Raw genomic sequence first — 17040 nt, 5'->3', positions numbered from 1 at the left:
GTGCGCTCTGAACCCCGGTAGCGGTCAGTCCTCGGCGAGCGCCGCCGCCAGCCTCCGGGGCAGGGTCTGGGCCGGCAGCAGCGCCGCGACCGCGCCGAGGACGACCCCGGCCGCGAGCGCGACCACGGACAGATCAATCGCGTTGCCGAGCGGCTCGCTGGTGAAGTTGCTGATCAGTACGACGCCACCGGCCGCACCGATCAACGACCCCGCCAGGCCGAGCAGCCCGCCTTCCAGCACGACCAAGCGGGTCACATCAACTCGAGACCAGCCCGCCGCCTGCAGGGTCGCGAGCTCAGCGGCGCGCTCGCGGACGTTGAGATAGAGGACGTCCGCGATCCCGAACACCCCGATCGCCAGCATGACGATCACGGCCGCGTAGTCGACGCCGCGTACCCGCACGGTCACCGCCTGACCGAGCAGGTCGCCGGCGAGCTGCCCGTTGAAGCTGGTCGTGACCGCGAGCAGCAACACGGTCGACGCGATCCCGAACGCGAGGCCGGCGATCGCGACCAGGCTGCGGCCGCGAGTACGAACCAGAGTGCGGGTCGCGAGCCCGAGCCGGCCGCGCACCGCGCGGCGGGAGCGGAACCGACCGACCGCAGGACGCAGCGCCTCCAGCGGTCTCGCCCGAGCGGCTGCCCGCGCCGGCACCATTCCCGCGAGCATCGTCAGCACCACCGCAGCGAACACGGCGATGCCGATGCGCGCGGCGGTGACATGGAGGTTGGTCGCGTGGGCGATCGGCACCGCGACAGCGACCCCGACTGCACCGGCGACCAACCCGACCAAGGCCTGCTCGGTCAGCACGGTCAGGAACAGCTGCGCCGGTGACCAGCCCACGCAGGCCAGCAAGCCCAGCTCCGAGCGGCGAGCCCGGACCGCCGCGGTCGTCGCGTTGAGCACGAACAAGCCGCACACGAACAGCACGAGGACGAACAGCACGAGGCTCTTGCGGTCGACCGCGCGCAGGATCTGCAGTGCGACGCCCTTGACGATCCAGCCCTCGTCGATCGCGAGCGGCGGCCGGCCGAACTTCCCCGCGGGCAGATCGGTCGCCCGCGTCGACGGCGACGAGCCCGACGTGATGTCCACCTGCAGGCCGGTCTTCTGGATGATGTCCTGCGCAACCAGGTTGACCCGAGCGCGGCTCAACGCGTTGAGGCCCGTGATGCCGGCCACCCGGATCCGGATCGCGCTGATCGGCCGGCTCGCGTCGAGCTTCCCGGCGTAGGCCTGCGAACTCTCCAGCAGTGGCAACGACGACAGCGTCGTCACCAGCTGCGGCGGTTGGGCGAGGTAGCCCGCCAGGTTGCCGTTCGGCAACAGGTCCCGACCCTTGAGCGCGGCCCGGCTGCTCGCATCGGCCGGAGTCGCCTGGATCGGCTCGTAGCCGCCGAGCGGGACGTGGGTCAACGGGTTGAAGGGCTCGATCTTGCTCGGGTCGAAGACCCCGACGGCCGTCGGCGCCGGCAGCGCCCCAGGCACCGCGTTGTTGAACGCGAGATGCTCGTGCACCTTGCGGAACGCCGTGTCCTGGTTGTCCGGCGGCACCGCGACGAACCCGTCGTACTGGAAGTGCGACCTCCACACCGACGCCGGGTTCGCCGTCGAGATCGGATGCAGCACCGACGTCGACGACCCGTAGCTCACCGGGCCGACCCGCCACAGCCCGTCGACCGGGCTGAACACGTCGCGGTCCACCAGCCCGCGCAGCTGGCGGACCAGAACCTGGTACGCCGCATTGATGCCAACCCGCCGCCGCTCGACCACAGGACCGGTGCCACGCGAGGCGTTGTCGTGCGAGGCGAGCTCCTGGGTGAGGACACCGTTCGCCGCGGAGGCCGGCAGCCGGCGGATCGCGAGGTCGAAGGCGTCATCGAGATAGTTACGGCTCGAGACGATCACCGGGAAGACGGTCGAGCCACCATTGGCTCCGGTGCCCCTCGACGGCACATCGCCGGCACGCAGGTAACGGCCCGCGACGATGCTGTGGTTGAGCCCGTCGAGCTTGGCCTCGGCGGTCGGGCTGATCGCCTCGATCAACAAGGGCACCGCAACCTTCAACGAGGTGGTCAGGTCGGGGTGGCCGCCCGCTAGCGAGATGCACTCGTCGAACTCGCGCGCCACCGCGTCGTACGGGTTGGAATAGTGCCTGCCGGACGAGCTGCACACCGGCACCTTGCGACCGTTCGCTTCGATCTCGCGGACCGGCTCGTTGAGCTGGGGCAGCGTGCCGGAGCGCGGCGGCTCCTGCAGCCGGTGCCGCGTGAGGTACAGGTACGACGGCGGGCTGGGGATGTGTGACAGCCCGCGATCGGTGACGGTGTCGACCGAGAGCGAGAACAGCTGGCGTGAGCCCGAGCCGACGATGGGTGCGAGATGCACCGGCAGGAAGACGTTCTGGATCGTGTATCCGACCATCGCGACCGGAGCCGCGACCGAGACGCCTGGGATCTTCTCGATCTCGTGCCACTGCGCGAGGCTGATCCCGCCGAACACACCGTCGAGGAAGCCCGGCCGGACCTCGCCGCTCGCCTTCTCGACCGGCGTCTGCGTCCCCCGCGGTCGCACCAGGATGTCGTAGGCGCTACGCCCACTCGCCGCGACCTTCTGGTCGGCGACAACCTTCGACGTGTCGGCGGCGCCGGTCAGCACGGCGAACGACGCAGTGGCAACCGCGATCGCCGCGAACGTTGTCGCCACCCGCGGCCGGTCGCCGCGAATCTGGCCGAGAACGAGCCGGCCGCGGTTCGCCGGCCAAAGTGCACCCACTACTGGCGCAGTTCGTTGATGCGCGCCAACAGCTCCTCCGGCGCGGCCGTCGGGTCGATCTCGGTGTCGTCGGTGACCGCGCCGTCGTACAGGTGGATCACCCGGTCCGCCCGCGCTGCGATTCCCGGGTCGTGGGTCGCGACGAGCACCGTCATCGAGTGCTCGGCGCGCAGCGTCGCGATCAGCGCCATCACCTCTGCGCCGGTCGCCGAGTCGAGGTTGCCGGTGGGCTCGTCGGCCAGCAGCAGGTGGGGGTAGCCGATCAGCGCCCGTGCGATCGCCACCCGCTGCTGCTCGCCCCCGGACAGCTCCGAGGGCAGTGCCCCGCCGCGGCCGCCCAGCCCGACCTCGGCGAGCAGCTGCTCGGCGCGGGCCACCTTGTCGAACTCGACGCGGTAGGGCAGCACCGGCGCGAGCACGTTGTCCAGCGCGGTCAGGGCCGGCAGCAGGTGGAAGCGCTGGAAGACGAACCCGGTACGACGCCGGTAGGCGACGAGGTCGCGGCGCCCGGCCGCGGTGATGGTGACCCCGCCGACGGTGATCCTGCCTGCGTCAGGGGCATCGAGCGCGCCGATCAGCTGCAGCAGCGTCGACTTGCCCGACCCGGACGGGCCCATCAGCGCAACCATCGAGCCGGCCGCGATCTCGAAGCTCACGTCATCGAGCGCCGTGATCGTCGTCGCGCCACTGCCGAACCGGCGGGTCACCCGGTCGAGCTCGATCGTCGCCGCGCCGTCCGCCGCCGCCTGGTGCCCGGTCGCCGAATACATTGCCGGTATGCAACCATGACGTCGACCCGCTGCCAAGCCACCTACCGAGGATCGTGACCATGCCGATACAACACGCGGTGCTGGGCCTGCTCGAGGACGGCCCGTCGTACGGCTACGAGCTGAAGGCGAAGTTCGAGGCCGCGATCGGCCCGCAGTGGGGCCGGCTCAACATCGGCCACCTCTACCAGACCCTCGACCGGCTCGAGCGCGACGGCCTGGTGTCGAGCGAGCGGGTGGTGGCCGACACACGCCCGGACCGACGGATGTTCACCCTCAGCGCGGTCGGCCGGACCGAGCTGGCCGAGTGGCTGGAGCAACCGGCCGAGCGCAACAACGGCTACCGCGACGAGCTGTTCTTCAAGCTGCTGGTCGCCGCGCGCCAGGGCACCGCGGCCGTCACCGGCGTCGTCAGCCGCCAGCGGGCCTACCAGCTCGCGCAGCTTCGCACCCTCGCCGACCTTCGCGAGTCGCATGCCGACGACGCGCTCGTGCAGCTGCTGATCGACGCTGCTCGCCTGCACAACGAGGCCGACCTCAAGCTGCTCGACCTTGCCCACGCGGCGCGCGCCCGGCTGGCGGCAGCGGGCCAGTCGGACCGGGCGAGCCATTCGGAAAGCGCCGGCGAGAGCGCCGGCGCACTTTCGACGCGGAAGGCGCGCTACTCGAGATCGGCGGCGAGCGCCCGGTAGCCGGGCACCAGCTCAGCCCACCGGGACTCGGCGTCGCAGCGGTCGCCACCGCCGTTGCCGGTCATTGCTTGCTCCCTCGCTGGCTCGATTCGACGCCACCGCGAGACCGGGGGTCGGGACGGCGCTTCAGCGCAGGCCGAGCCGGGTCTGGCCGTCCAGCAGCTCGCGGCCGATCTCGAGATGTCCGGTGTGCGCGGCGGTCTCCTCGATCAGGTGCAGCACGATCTCGCGCACGGTCTTCGGCTGCTCGGCATCGGGGCTGCCATGGGAGCCCTTCGGCGGTGAGTCGAGCGCAGTGACCGCGAGCAGCTCGTCGGTCCGCTTGCCCATGTCGGCGTAGTAGGCGAGCACCTTCTCCGACGGCCAGTCGATGACGAACGGAGCGTTCGGGTCGTACTCCTCGTCGTCGAAGTCCGCATCGAACGGGTGCCCGGTGTCTTCGTCGCGGATGACGTACGCCCAGTGCCGCTCGGCGCCGCCGATGTGCGCCACCATCCCGGCCGGAGTCCAGCCGGACGGTACGACGGAGGTGTGCCAGTGCTCCTCCGACAGGCCGTTGACGATTGCCCGCACGGACGCGCGCTGGTACTCCAGCGTCTCGAGAAGTGCAGCCCGGTCGGGTTCGTTGAGATCTGCTGCCACCCCGCGATGATTGCACCGAGCCGCGGCTTCAAACATCACCCGGGTGCGGGCAGGGGGGCTCGCATCGCTCGAAGTCCGGCTGCACCTACACGAAGCGGCCGACCGACAAGGTCGGTGCCAAGCCGAAGCTGGACGCGCTGCACGCAAACGGCGGCCCCACCGACACGATGGCGTTGAAGGCAAGCAGCCCCGCGGTCAACGCCGTACCGAAGTCGGCATGCGCCGTGACGAGCGACCAGCGCGGCGTGCACCGGCCGCAGAGCCCGAAATGCGACATCGGGGCCTACGAGCTCAAACCGCTGAAACACCACAAGAAGGGCTAGCTGCCCGGTACGGCGGACAGCGCTTCCGGTCCCGCCCTAGGATCCCGAGCCACAGGGGCTTGGGAGGGGAACTCATGTCGCAGTCTGCTCGACGCCGCCGTCCGTTGCTCGCGGCGGTGCTCACGCTCGGCGTGATCGGAGGGTTGGTGAGCGCACCGGCGATCGCATCGGCGGCACGGATCGCGCCCCAGCGCATGCACGCGGTCATGACGTCCCCGACGACGGCCGCGAAGGCGCCGGCGAAGAGCTCGGGCGGCTGGAAGTGGTCGCCGGAGTTCAATCTCGGCCGGGTCACCGGCTTGAAGAAGCACCTGCAGTACGAGACCACCGGCGTGGCCTGCCCCGACACGCATCTCTGCGTGATCCCGATGTTCCACAACGGCGGCACCTACACCTTCTCCCCGGCCGGCGACTTCTACGCGACGGACCCGGCGAAGGGTGAGAAGGGCTGGAAGTTCTCGAAGTGGAACGAGGACTACGAGCCGTCCGACTCCGGCAGCCTCGACAACATCGCCTGCGAGCCGGCCGGCAAGGCGACCGACTGCATCATCGCCGGCCAGGAGCCGGTCATCGGCAGCTACGACGAGAGCTATGGCGGCACGATCTTCCAGACCGGCACGCCGACGTCGGCGAACTGGGGCGCCGACAACTTCAATGGATATGCAGCATTCGGCAGTGTCTCGTGCTGGGTCAATGTGCAGTGCGTCGAGATCAACGACAACGGCATCGTGTTCAGCACGGCAGGTGCAAATGTCCGAGCCACCGCAACCGTCTTCAAGGACGACACCGGGTTCGCGGGCATCTGGTCGATCTCCTGCGCGCAGTGGTCAAAGAGCCAGCCGAACCCGTTCTGTGCCCTTGTTGACGGCAACTCGAAGGGCAGTGTTGCCTGGACGACGAACCCGGACGACCCCGGCATGACCTGGCACCGCACCAACCTCGGGCACAAGTACAACCTCATGAACATCGCCTGCTTCGGGCCGGGGGCGTGCCTCATCGACAATGACGGCACGTTGCTGCGTACCCACGGCAAGACGGTCAAGGCGTGGCCGAAGGGCTTCAAGACGGTCACGTTGCCGAAGGTCGGAAAGCACGCGGACGTCGGAGCGATCAAGTGCACCGGCGACGTCTGCGCAGTCGGTGGCGTGACCGCCAAGGGCGAGCAGTTCATCTCGGTGTCGGGCGACCCGGCCAAGGGGCACTGGGACACGACGTTCCTGTCCAAGTCGCACAAGATCAAGAACGGGATCGACTATCTCGCTTGCGCGTCGACGAAGCTGTGCGTGGTCGGCGACAGCTATGGAGACACCGCGGTCGGGCGCCGGTAGGAGCACGCGACCCGGCGGCACCCGCACGGCTGCTTGTTGCGGCGTACGGCGGCTGCCAGGATGTCCCCGGCGAAAGGGGACTTGTCGTGATCCGTGCCCGCCGGGCCCGAGTGGGGCTCATCATCGGAGTCCTGGCCGCCTCGAGCTGGATGACCGCGCTGCCCGCCGCAGCATCGGTCACGGTCAACTGCAGTACGACGCCGCTCGGGCCGGTGCTGTCGGGCGCGAAGCCGGGATCGACCATCCACCTGAAGGGCGACTGCGTCGGCGACTACACGCTCGGCGTCGACCTCACCTTGGCGGGCGCTCCGTCCGCGACGTTGGACGGCGGCGGCATCGGCACGACACTGACGGTCAACGGCGCGGCAAAGGTCACGCTCGAGCACCTGACGATCACCGACGGCTACGCCCCGCTCGGCGGCGGCATCGCTGCGGCAGGCTCGGCCACGTTGCACCTGAGCCACGTCACCGTCGACGACAACCTCGCCTACGTCACCAACACGACGCCGGGCACGGAGGCGACCGCCGATGGCGGCGGCATCTACGCCGCGGGCGGGTCGTTGACGCTCGACTCGTGCACCGTGGCGCACAACCGCGCGCTGGCCGGGCAGTACGACGGAAGCGACGACGACAGCACGGCACAGGGCGGCGGCGTGTGGAGCTCGGGGCGGCTCGAGATCGTCCACTCGACATTGGCAGCCAACGAAGCACACGCCACGGGCGGAAGCGACTCGACGTCCGACGGCGGAGGCATCTACGCCAGCGGCAACGAGCTGATCATGAAGAGCACGACCGCTGCCTCCAACCGGGCGTCGTCGGACGGCGACGACTATCCGATCGCCGAGGGCGGCGGCCTGTTCGACCTTGCGCTGAGCGGCGCGGCGACAGTCGAGACGTCACACTTCGACCGCAACACGACGGCGGCTACCAGCACCGGCGGCGTTGCGGCCGGTGCCGACGGCGCCGGAGCTGACCTGGTCGTCGCGCGGGCCAGCGTCTCGAGCTCGACCTTCAACGACGACTCCGTCCTCGGCATAGCCAGCGGCGCCACGACGCGTGCCGACGTCAGCACCGCGGGTCTGGGGATCAACGCGACGAAGTCCGGGACGGTCACCCACTCGACCATCACCGGGTCACGGATCCGCGGGGTCTCCGGCTACGAGATCGACGGTGGCGGCACAGCGCTGGACGCCTACGGTGTGGTGACGGTCAGCGACAGCCGCATCACCAACTCACGTTTGACCGCCGACGCGCCGGCGAAGCTGTGGCGCGGTGGTGCGGTGTTCGACGAGGAGGGCTTCACCGGCAAGTTCTCCCTCACCCTCGACCACGACACGATCTCGGGGACCTCGCTGGTGAACAAGGGCGCGACAAAGTTCGCGGAGTGGGACGGCGGCGGTGTCTACAGCGAAGCCAGTACGACGATCACCCACTCGACGATCGCGGACAACGTCGCGAAGTTCGGCGCCGTGTCGCAAGGGGGCGAGCTCTCCGGTGGTGGCGTCGTCTTCTACCAGGTGATGCCACCGAGCCCGAAGCCCAGCGACCACATCGTCGACTCCACGATCACCGGCAACGAGATCGCGCTGACGACCACGGGCAGCGCCGGCCCGACCGTGCAAGGCGGTGGCGTATACGACTACCAGGCCGCCTTGAAAGTGACCGACTCCACGATCGCCCGCAACGGAGTGAACGCCGGCGGATTGGTGGCGCCGTCGGGCGGCGGGCTCTACGCCTCCGGCGTGACGCCGACGCTGACCGCGACCATCCTCGCCGACAACACCGCGCCCTCCGCCGCTGACGGACGGGACTGTTCCAGCACGGTGGCCTCGGGCGGCTACGTCCTGCTCGGGACGAAGACCGGCTGCACCTACACGAAGAAGTCCACCGACAGGATCGGCGTGAGCCCGAAGCTGGATGCCCTGCACGCGAACGGCGGCCCGACAGAGACGATGGCGTTGAAGTCGGCCAGCCCGGCGGTCAACGCCGTACCCAAGTCGGCCTGCACGGTGAAGACCGACCAGCGCGGCGTGCACCGGCCGCAGGGCCCGAAGTGTGACATCGGCGCCTACGAGCTCAAGCCGTCGAGGAAGCACCACAAGCACACGAAGGGCTGAGCCGCCGGCGCCAGGGTGCGCCAGCCGGATCGAGTTCGAGTTCGAGATACCGCTTGACCTCGGGCTCGCGCGTGTTCCATTATTCCACTAATACCTTGGTGGAATAGGGGAACCGTGATCGAGTTTCATCTGGATCCGACATCGGGGGTCGCGACGTACCTGCAGCTCGTGCAGCAGGTGCACCAGGCGCTGCACGTCGGTGTCCTGCAGCCGGGGGACCGGCTGCCGACCGCGCAACAGGTCGTGGGGTCGCTCGCGATCAACCCCAACACGGTGCTGAAGGCCTACCGCGACCTGGAGCGCGAGGGCCTGGTGCGGGCGCGACCCGGGCTCGGCACCTTCGTGCTCGACCGCCCGCCGGGCACCGACCCCGCGACGCTGGCCAAGTTCCGCCGCTCGGCGCTCGCCTGGCTGCGATCGGCACAGGCCGCCGGGCTCGCACCCGAGGAGATCGAGGCGATCTTCCGTACGGCGCAGCGCGACTTCTCCGCGAAGGAGGTCGCGTGACCGCGGCGATGGAGGCGGTGGGGCTCGGCAAGCGGTACGCCGATCGCTGGGCGTTGAGCGACTGCACCTTGACGATCCCCGAGGGCCGCGTCGTGGGACTGGTCGGGCCGAACGGCGCCGGCAAGACCACCCTGCTGCACCTCGCGGTCGGGCTACTGACGCCGAGCGCAGGCAGCCTGCGGGTGCTCGGCGACCGGCCGGCGTCGAGCCCGCAGATGCTGTCGAAGGTCGGCTTCCTCGCACAGGACAGCCCGGCGTACGCGCGGTTGACGGTCGGCCAGCACCTGCAGATGGGACGCTGGCTCAACCCGACCTGGGACGACGAACTCGCCAACCGGCGGGTGGCCGAGCTCGGGCTGGACCGCAAGCAGCGAGCGGGCTCGCTGTCCGGCGGGCAGCGGGCCCAGCTGGCGCTGACCCTTGCGGTGGCGAAGCGGCCCGAACTGCTGATCCTCGACGAGCCGGTCGCCAGCCTCGACCCGCTGGCGCGCCGGGAGTTCCTGCAGACGCTGATGCAGCTGGTCGCCGACGGTGGGGTCACGGTCGTGATGTCGTCCCATCTCGTCGGTGACCTGGAACGCGTGTGTGACTACTTCGTGGTCCTCGTCTCGTCGCGGGTGGCGCTCGCCGATGACGTCAACGACATGCTGTCCTCGCATCGGCGGATCACCGGCCCGCGGCGTGACGCTGCGTCGCTGCCGAAGGATCTGACCGTGGTCGAGGAGAGCTACACCGACAAGCAGAGCACGTTCGTCGTACGAGGAGACGCGCCGATCTTCGACCCGGCGTTGTCCGTCGGTCCGGTGTCGCTCGACGACCTCGTGCTCGCCTACATGAGGCAGGCCAGCAGCAGCCGGCCGGCCGAGCGGCCGCACCTGGAGGTGGCGGGATGATCCGCTTCGCCTGGCTACAGACCCGCGCGCAGGCATACACCGCCGCCGTCTGCCTGCTCGTCCTGGTCGCGCTCACGCTGGCCACCGGCCCGCACCTCGCGCATCTCTACAACAACGACGTAGTCCCGTGTACGTCGACGCACGCCGGGTGCAGCTTCCAGCTCGAGAGCTTTTTCAACCACGACCTGTTTCTCCAGAACGCCTTCCAGCTTGTCATCCGGCTCGTCCCCGCGCTGATCGGGATCTTCTGGGGGGCGCCGCTGTTCGCGCGCGAGCTCGAGACGGGGACGTTCCGGGTCGCCTGGACGCAGGGCGTGAGCCGCACCCGCTGGATCCTCACCAAGCTTGCGCTCGGCGCGACGTACTCGATCCTCGCGGCGGGCATCTACACGCTCGCCGTCACGTGGTGGTACCGGTCGTTCGATCTCGCCAACAACAACGTGCACTCGTTCTCGGTGTTCGACCAGCGCGGCCTCGTCGCGGTTGGCTACGCGCTCTTCGCGTTTGCGCTCGGGACGCTGGTCGGCGCCGTTCTGCGTCGAGTGCTGCCGGCGATGACGGCGACCCTTGCGGTGTTCGTCTTCGTGCGGGTTGCCATCGGACTCTGGCTCCGCCCGCACCTGATGCCTCCGCTGCACAAGACCGCATCGCTGCTCGGCGGCGGGTTCACCATCCTCTACAACGGCTCGGTCAGCACGATCGCCACTCAGTACTCGTCGCCGAACAACGACTGGGTGCTCAGCAGCCGGCTGGTCAACAATGCTGGTCAGCCGGTGAAAGCAGCCGCACAGTCGGCGTTCGTCCATCAGCACTGCACGTCCGTCGCTCACGGTGCGATTCCGGGGTCCGCATCCGTGAGCAGTGGTGGGCATCACCTGGTCGTCGTGGGACCAGCATCGCCACAGCTGCAGCAGTGCCAGACAGCGGCTGCGCGTTACTTCCACCTGCTCGTGACCTACCAGCCGGCGAGCCGGTTCTGGCCGTTCCAGTGGATCGAGACCGGCATCTTCGCCGCGCTCGCGGTCGCTGCGTTCGTCGCCTGCTTCTGGTGGGTCAAGCGCCGGATCGCCTAGCTCGGCCGGTTGGCTCGGTTCGTTCGGTTCTACTAGCGGCCGGACCGAACCCGTGCCATCCTTGCCTCGCGATCGCGCCTCGCGCGCGGGAGCGCTCAGCGGGGTCGGCCCGCGACCGGATAAGCCTCGGCCGACCCCGCGAGCAGATAGGTGCGGCTACCCGCCCACTCCGACGGTCCGCAGGTCGACTATCCCGAAGTCCGGCTCGATGTAAACGTTCGTGAGCCGGTTGCTGAACAGGTCGAGCGCCTTGTCGTACGTGAAGGGTACGTCGCAGGCGTCCTTCAGCGCGGTCTGGTCCACCTGCTGCCAGAACGGGTATTCCGCAGCTGGGCTGGTCTGCTTGAGCGCCTGGTCGATCAACGACGTGATCTTCGGGTCGCTACAAGCTCCGTAGTTGCTGTTGCCCTGAGCGAGGATCTTGCGCGGGTCGACGATGTTCTCGTAGTACCCGTACGGAGCCGGCCAGTCCGGGCCCCAGCCGGCGAACGCCAGGCCGTACCCGTCCTTCTTGATGTTTGCCGGCACACCGATGACCGACGAGTAGTACGTCGCCGGGTCGAACTCCTTGATGTTGGCCGTGATCCCGATCGCCTTGAGGTCGTTCTGCAGGAACTGCGCCTGCTGCGGCCCCTTGCCCTGGTTGGTCACGACGATCGTCGTGTGGAACCCGTTCGGCTTTCCGCAGAGCTTGAGCTGGTTCTTCGCCTGCGAGATCACCGGGCCGTTCTGCGTGCCGGGGTAGAGGTTGTAGTTCTTCCAGCCCGCGAGGGTCGGCGGGGCCAGCGTGGTCGCGATCGCGCCACCGTAGACACCGCCACGTGCGTCCTGCTGCTCCTTCTTGTTCAACGCCCACTCGATCGCCTGCCGGCAGTGGATGTTGTTGAACGGCGGGGTCTCGGACAGGACCGAGACGTAGCGGGTGAACCCGGTGATCGGGTCCAGCGCCCGCGCCTTCAGCGACGGCGAGCTGAGGATCTTCGCCTGGGTCGCCGCCTGGACGCCCGTGCCACCGATGTCGAGGTCGACCGTGTTCGCCAGGATGTCGCTGTCGAGGGTCGGCGAGTCATAGCTGGTGACGATGTCGATCTTGTTCGGCAGCGCCGGCCGGGTGCCGTCGGTCGCCGGGTTGTAGTTCGGGTTGCGGACCAGGTCGATGTGCTTGTTCGCGACGTAGGACTGAACCTCGTACGGCCCGGTCGACTGGACGTGGTTGTTGTAGTTCGCGCCGCCGGTCTTCGGGTTCTGGTCGACACTCACCTCGACCGGCGAGGTGCCGTCGAGGGTCATGACGTAGTTCCACTCCGCGAACGGCTGGTTGAGGTGGAACACGATCTTGTTCGCCGACGGCGTCTTGATCGTGCTCAGCCCGTAGACCGAGCTCTTGCCCTTGTACGGACCGCCGTACGTCGTGCAGGCGCCCGAGGAGTTCTCGCCACCGGGACACAGGAAGGTCGCGAAGTAGGTCGGACCGCCGTTGATCACGCTGGTGGCGAAGGTGCGCTCGATGGCGTACTTGATGTCCTTGGACGTCACCGTGGTGCCGTCCTGGAACTTGATGCCGCTCTTCAGCGTGTAGGACCACACGGTGTTGTTGTGGGTCCCGGTCGCGGGGCCGGTGGCGATGTCTCCGGTCGGCATCAGCGCGTCCGAGCCGGTGCCGTCCGGGAAGGTGAGCATCGTGCGCGAGAACAGCTGGTGGATGTCCCAGCTGAACGCGTAGTAGGTGCGTCCCGGGTCCATGTAGTCCAGGTCGCCGGCGACCCCGACATTGAGCGTGCCGCCCTTCGCGGTGGACGGGTTCAGCGGCACCTTCGCCGGGAACCCGCCGCCGGTGCCTTGCGGGTTGCCCTGGATGGCGGCCGACGTCGTACCGGGCGTCGGGGATGCGGTTCCCCCTCCGCTGCTGCTACTGCTTCCGCAGGCCGCGGCGCCGAGCGCAACCGTCGCGACCGCTACTCCCGTACGGAGAAGCCAAGGTTTCCGTGGCATGTTCGGTGACGTCCCTTCCTTGTCCGACCGGTCGGCAGTCGGACCCCACCACGGCCGGGCCGGCGAACGAAGAGAGTTAGGTGCGGGCTAAATCCGGTGTGCCGTCGCGCAGCGAGGTTCGGTTGCTAGGCGGTCAGGTCGCTGCGTTCGCCGTCGTACTCGTCGTCGACCCAGGCGCTTCCCGTCAGGAGCTCCTGGGCGAGCGGGGACTGTGAGTAGAGAACGACGCGGCCGACGCGAGCGCGCTCGACCAGCCGAGCCACCGACAAGACGGCGAGATGCTGCGACACCGCGCTGGGTGTCACGTCGAGCAGGCGGGCGATCTCGCTGGTGGATCGAGGTTGGTCGAGAGCCGCGAGCACGCCGGCGCGGCGACGGCCGAGCAGGTTGCAGATCGCGGCCGAAGACACCGGCGTGGCATCGCGCCACGCGAACCCGGCCCGGCGGGCGCGGTACTGCACCACGGGTGCGGCTTCGATGTCGATCTGCGCCACCGGCCCGGGCATGATCACGCTCGGGATCAGCTGGACGACCGTGCCCGGCGCGATCGCCCGGTGCAAGTCGGCGGCGATGTTGACGTTGAGGCTGCTCCCGGTCCAGTGGATCTGCGGGTCGATCCGGTCGAAGGCGGCGCCGGGCCCGATCTCGGCGCACTGCACGCCGCGGTAGAGCAGGTCGGCTTCGAGGATCGCGCGCATTCGTGGCCAGCGCGGCGCGATGACGACCTCCCAGTAGTGGGTGAGCGCGTCCGCGATGCGGTCCCGTACGCCGATCGGGTCGCGCTCGAGGCCGACTAACGCGGCGGGCAGCCTGCCGTCGGGATAGACGACGTGGAAGTCGTCGAGCACCGTCTCGGCGGGAGTCGCGCGGACCTGCGCGAGCTGCTCGTCGATGGCGGGACGAGCACGCATCGGAGCAGGCGTCACGAAGTCAGGGATCCAGCTGATCGGGCTGATCAGGCCGCGCAGCACCGCGTGGTCGAGGTCCGGTAGTCGGCGTACCGGCCGGGCCCACGCCGTCGGCGGAGAGTCGGGGCACATGTAAACGGGAAACAGGCTCGCGATCGTCTCGTGCAGAGGCGAGATCGTGAAGCGGGTCGCAGCAACGTCGTCCGCCGCGAACTTGAGGTTGATCAAAAGCTCCGACCCATCGTCAGCGGCAACCGCGGTCTGTTGATCCATCGTGATCGTGGCGCGCTCACGTCCGCGGCGGGTCACAAAGCAATCAAGATTCGGCATTGGTTCGGCCACGGGGACCAGGCCTGCATCAGTTCGTCGGCGGTCCGGAGCTGCCGCTCACGCCGACGTCGTCGCCTGCGGCACGAAGCTTTCAAACAGCTCGCGGAACTGTGCAGCCGCCGACGGTGACCCGTACGGCTCGAGCGCAATCATCGCCTTGACCAGCAGGACGAGGTCGGTGAGGCCGGCACCGTTGGTCTGGAAGGCCGCGAAACAGGGTCGATAGTTCGCGCGCTTCGGACGGTAACGCTTCGCCAGGCAGGTCGCAGAGCGCTGCAGCACATGCGCCATCGTGACCAGACGGTGATACGCCGCGCCCGCGACCGATGCCGGAACTCCGATTGGCGCCGGCACGAGCCCAAAGGCCGCTGAGAGCATCTCGTCGCTGCCCTGCGCCAATGCTTCGTACTGACTGTCCACCAGGTACGGGTGCTTGACCTTGACGAACGTGCGGATGGCCGAGTCCGTGATGGAGAACGCGGCGTCGACCGCCAGCCGCGTCGCCGCCGCCTCGCTGGCGGTCGGTGTCGGAGACGCCGCGCCCCGATCGCCGGATGACCCGTTTGCGCACCCGGTCATGCCGAGCACAGCGGCGAGTGCGATCACGGCCAGTCCGAAGCGACTGACCGGAGCCTTCATGACCGCCTCCCCCGCCGCGGGCCAAGCGCGATCGTCCCACAGCGATCAGCGGCTGGCACCGCGGTGATCACGACCCGCGTTGAGCGGCGATCGGGCGAAGGATCCGGCGTAGCTGCTCGAGATCGGCGGGATCGAGGGTGTTCATCGCCTGCGGCGGCGTGCTGAGGATCTCGTCGGCGCGGCGGGCGATGTCGGTGCCTTTGCGGGTCGCCTCGACCAGCTTGGCGCGCCGATCGGTCGGGTGCGGGCGGCGCTTCGCGAGTCCCAGCTCCTCCAGCTCGTCGACCATCGTCGTGACATTGGGCGGGTCCATCTCGAGCGAGCGCGCCAGCTCGCCCATCGACATCGGCCGGCGCGCGATGCGGCGGATCGCACGCACCCGGCTGAAGCTCATCCCGAGCGTCTCGGACACCTCGCGGCGCCGGACGTTGTCGAGCACGAGCTCACACATGACCGCCCAGACCTCGCGCGCATCGATCGATGGCGCCGCCTGCTCGGGCCCGGCCGGTTCCTTGATCACCGCGATCCCCCATTCGCTCCGAGGACCTCGGGGTTGAGCTCCTCCGCCGTACGGCGAGCCGAGGCAAGCGCCGACCGCGAGGTCGCGATCCAGCCGAGCGCGGCGACCACGGCGCCGCAGCCGCCCAGCACCCACCAGCCCGCGTGGCTCGCGGCGGCGAGGTCGCCGCCGTGGGTCGACTGCCCGATCCGCGACGTGACGAGCGCGCCGACCACGGCCACGCCGAGCGTGGAGCCGATCTGTCGAGAGGTCGATGCGATCGCCGACGCGACGCCCGCCTGTGCCCGCGGCATGCCGGAGACGGCGGCGTTCGTGATCGGCGCGTTGACCAGGCCGAACCCCAGCCCGAAGACGACGTACGCCGCGAACAGCAGGGTGAACGACGTCGTCGGTGTGATCCTTGCGAGCATCACGCAGGCAACGAGCAGCGAGAGCCCGGCAACGATCGACGGCACGCGCGGGCCGCGATGCCCGACGATGCGCCCCGAGATCGGGGCGAAGATCATCGTCATGATCGCCATCGGAAGCGTGTCGAGACCGGCGTCCAGCGGGGACAGGCCGCGCACGTCCTGCAGGTACAGCGTGTTGATCAGTAGGAACCCGCCGAGCGTGGCGAACGCCGCGACCGCGGTGAGCGTTGCCGACGAGAACGGCACCGAGCGGAAGAACCGAAGGTCGACCAACGGCTCGGCGCGGTGCGACTCGGCGTACAGGAAGGTAACGAGCGCGACCGCCGCTACGACGAACGCGGCCACGATGATCGGCGAGCTCCAGCCGCGGCGCGGCGCCTCGATGATGCCGTAGGTCAGCGTGGCAAGCAGGACAAGCATGAGCGCCTGGCCGACCGGGTCGAAGCGACGCGCGCGCGGTGCCTTCGACTCGGGGACGTAGCGCAGCGACAGGATGATCGCGGCGAGGCCGACCGGAAGGTTGATCCAGAAGATCGAGCGCCAGCCGGCCGAGGTGACGAGCAGGCCGCCGACGATCGGGCCTAGCGCCATCGAGATCCCGACCACACCGCCCCAGACGCCGACCGCCTGCGCGCGCTCGCGCGGATCGGTGAAGGTGTTGGTGATGATGGACATCGCGACCGGGTTCAGCATCGAGCCGCCGATCGCCTGGACCATCCGGAAGATCACGAGGAACAGCAGGCTCGGCGCGAGGCTGCACAGCAGCGACCCGAGCGAGAACAGCGCCAGGCCCACCACGAACGTGCGCTTGCGGCCGAGCCGGTCGGCGGTCGAGCCGGAGAGCATCAGCAATGTGGCGAGCACGAGCGTGTAGGCGTCGAGCGTCCACTGCAGCCCGGAGATGCTGCCGTGCAGGTCGCGGCCGATGACGGGCAGGGCGACGTTCACGATCGTGACGTCGAGCCCGACGATCAGCAGGCTCATGCAGCAGATCAGCAGGATGCCGATCCGGCGGCCGCGGCCGAGCTCGTGGATCGCGACGTCGGTCGGCGTACCGATCCGCTGGGCAAGTGCTTCTACTTTCGACATTGTTATGAATCTATCATGGTCTGCCGTGGCAGGCA

Annotated in this window: 15 protein-coding genes; 6 read left to right on the top strand and 9 right to left on the bottom strand. The window is 68.9% G+C overall.

Annotation, left to right across the window (positions count from 1 at the left end; all coding sequences use genetic code 11):
• Positions 1–24 precede the first annotated feature (24 nt).
• On the bottom strand, positions 25–2706 hold the full coding sequence (locus VME70_03975) for an FtsX-like permease family protein (protein ID HTW19357.1): 2682 nt from the start codon (positions 2704–2706) through the stop codon (positions 25–27).
• A 68-nt stretch (positions 2707–2774) separates the two neighbouring features.
• Positions 2775–3545, bottom strand: a complete 771-nt coding sequence (locus tag VME70_03970; protein HTW19356.1) for an ABC transporter ATP-binding protein — start codon at positions 3543–3545, stop codon at positions 2775–2777.
• A 59-nt stretch (positions 3546–3604) separates the two neighbouring features.
• Between VME70_03970 and VME70_03965 the strand changes: the two genes are divergently transcribed.
• Positions 3605–4234: a PadR family transcriptional regulator gene (locus VME70_03965; protein HTW19355.1), complete on the top strand. Its 630-nt coding sequence runs from the start codon at positions 3605–3607 to the stop codon at positions 4232–4234.
• Positions 4235–4360: 126 nt separating this feature from the next.
• Here the strand turns inward: VME70_03965 and VME70_03960 are convergent, their stop codons facing one another.
• Both VME70_03960 and VME70_03955 read right to left on the bottom strand, forming a co-directional pair.
• Positions 4361–4876 carry a DUF664 domain-containing protein gene (locus VME70_03960; GenBank protein HTW19354.1) on the bottom strand — a complete coding sequence of 172 codons (516 nt, stop codon included), beginning with the start codon at positions 4874–4876 and terminating at the stop codon, positions 4361–4363.
• Between the two features lie 85 nt (positions 4877–4961).
• On the bottom strand, positions 4962–5153 hold the full coding sequence (locus VME70_03955) for a hypothetical protein (GenBank protein ID HTW19353.1): 192 nt from the start codon (positions 5151–5153) through the stop codon (positions 4962–4964).
• Positions 5154–5273: 120 nt separating this feature from the next.
• Here VME70_03955 and VME70_03950 point away from each other — a divergent pair, with 120 nt between their 5' ends.
• The 5 genes from VME70_03950 (at position 5274) to VME70_03930 (ending at position 11117) form a co-directional block, all read left to right on the top strand.
• A complete protein-coding gene (locus VME70_03950; GenBank protein HTW19352.1) occupies positions 5274–6527 on the top strand; it encodes a hypothetical protein in 1254 nt (417 codons plus the stop codon).
• A gap of 86 nt (positions 6528–6613) precedes the next feature.
• Positions 6614–8644, top strand: coding sequence for a choice-of-anchor Q domain-containing protein (locus tag VME70_03945; GenBank protein ID HTW19351.1), 2031 nt, complete (start codon positions 6614–6616; stop codon positions 8642–8644).
• 114 nt (positions 8645–8758) lie between these two features.
• A complete protein-coding gene (locus VME70_03940) occupies positions 8759–9151 on the top strand; it encodes a GntR family transcriptional regulator (GenBank protein HTW19350.1) in 393 nt (130 codons plus the stop codon).
• Complete coding sequence (locus tag VME70_03935) at positions 9148–10044, top strand: ABC transporter ATP-binding protein (protein ID HTW19349.1); 897 nt, start codon at positions 9148–9150, stop codon at positions 10042–10044. Before VME70_03940 ends, VME70_03935 begins: the two co-directional genes overlap by 4 nt.
• Complete coding sequence (locus VME70_03930) at positions 10041–11117, top strand: ABC transporter permease (protein HTW19348.1); 1077 nt, start codon at positions 10041–10043, stop codon at positions 11115–11117. The genes VME70_03935 and VME70_03930 overlap by 4 nt, the downstream gene beginning before the upstream one ends.
• A gap of 156 nt (positions 11118–11273) precedes the next feature.
• On the opposite strand, the gene VME70_03925 is transcribed toward VME70_03930, so the two are convergent.
• From VME70_03925 to VME70_03905, 5 genes are all read right to left on the bottom strand, one after another.
• Positions 11274–13109, bottom strand: a complete 1836-nt coding sequence (locus tag VME70_03925) for an ABC transporter substrate-binding protein (GenBank protein ID HTW19347.1) — start codon at positions 13107–13109, stop codon at positions 11274–11276.
• 125 nt (positions 13110–13234) lie between these two features.
• On the bottom strand, positions 13235–14290 hold the full coding sequence (locus VME70_03920) for a helix-turn-helix domain-containing protein (protein ID HTW19346.1): 1056 nt from the start codon (positions 14288–14290) through the stop codon (positions 13235–13237).
• Positions 14291–14404: 114 nt separating this feature from the next.
• Positions 14405–14986, bottom strand: coding sequence for a hypothetical protein (locus VME70_03915; protein HTW19345.1), 582 nt, complete (start codon positions 14984–14986; stop codon positions 14405–14407).
• A gap of 67 nt (positions 14987–15053) precedes the next feature.
• The gene (locus VME70_03910; protein ID HTW19344.1) at positions 15054–15506 is read right to left on the bottom strand and encodes a MarR family transcriptional regulator; all 453 of its coding nucleotides are present in this window, start codon (positions 15504–15506) and stop codon (positions 15054–15056) included.
• Complete coding sequence (locus VME70_03905) at positions 15503–17005, bottom strand: MFS transporter (protein ID HTW19343.1); 1503 nt, start codon at positions 17003–17005, stop codon at positions 15503–15505. Before VME70_03905 ends, VME70_03910 begins: the two co-directional genes overlap by 4 nt.
• Between the last annotated feature and the right edge of the window lie 35 nt (positions 17006–17040).

The organism is Mycobacteriales bacterium (assembly GCA_035504215.1).
GTDB lineage: Bacteria > Actinomycetota > Actinomycetes > JAFAQI01 > JAFAQI01 > DATAUK01.
The sequence above is the reverse complement of the archived record's forward strand: the minus strand, read 5'-3'. Positions and strand labels throughout refer to the sequence as shown.

Bases quoted from the DNA above. Each gene is read 5' to 3' on its own strand.
- VME70_03905 (HTW19343.1), bottom strand. From the start codon at position 17,005: ATGTCGAAAGTAGAAGCACTTGCCCAGCGGATCGGTACGCCGACCGAC.
- VME70_03930 (HTW19348.1), top strand. From the start codon at position 10,041: ATGATCCGCTTCGCCTGGCTACAGACCCGCGCGCAGGCATACACCGCC.
- VME70_03965 (HTW19355.1), top strand. From the start codon at position 3,605: ATGCCGATACAACACGCGGTGCTGGGCCTGCTCGAGGACGGCCCGTCG.
- VME70_03920 (HTW19346.1), bottom strand. From the start codon at position 14,290: ATGGATCAACAGACCGCGGTTGCCGCTGACGATGGGTCGGAGCTTTTG.
- VME70_03970 (HTW19356.1), bottom strand. From the start codon at position 3,545: ATGTATTCGGCGACCGGGCACCAGGCGGCGGCGGACGGCGCGGCGACG.
- VME70_03950 (HTW19352.1), top strand. From the start codon at position 5,274: ATGTCGCAGTCTGCTCGACGCCGCCGTCCGTTGCTCGCGGCGGTGCTC.
- VME70_03925 (HTW19347.1), bottom strand. From the start codon at position 13,109: ATGCCACGGAAACCTTGGCTTCTCCGTACGGGAGTAGCGGTCGCGACG.
- VME70_03915 (HTW19345.1), bottom strand. From the start codon at position 14,986: ATGAAGGCTCCGGTCAGTCGCTTCGGACTGGCCGTGATCGCACTCGCC.
- VME70_03955 (HTW19353.1), bottom strand. From the start codon at position 5,153: ATGTCGCATTTCGGGCTCTGCGGCCGGTGCACGCCGCGCTGGTCGCTC.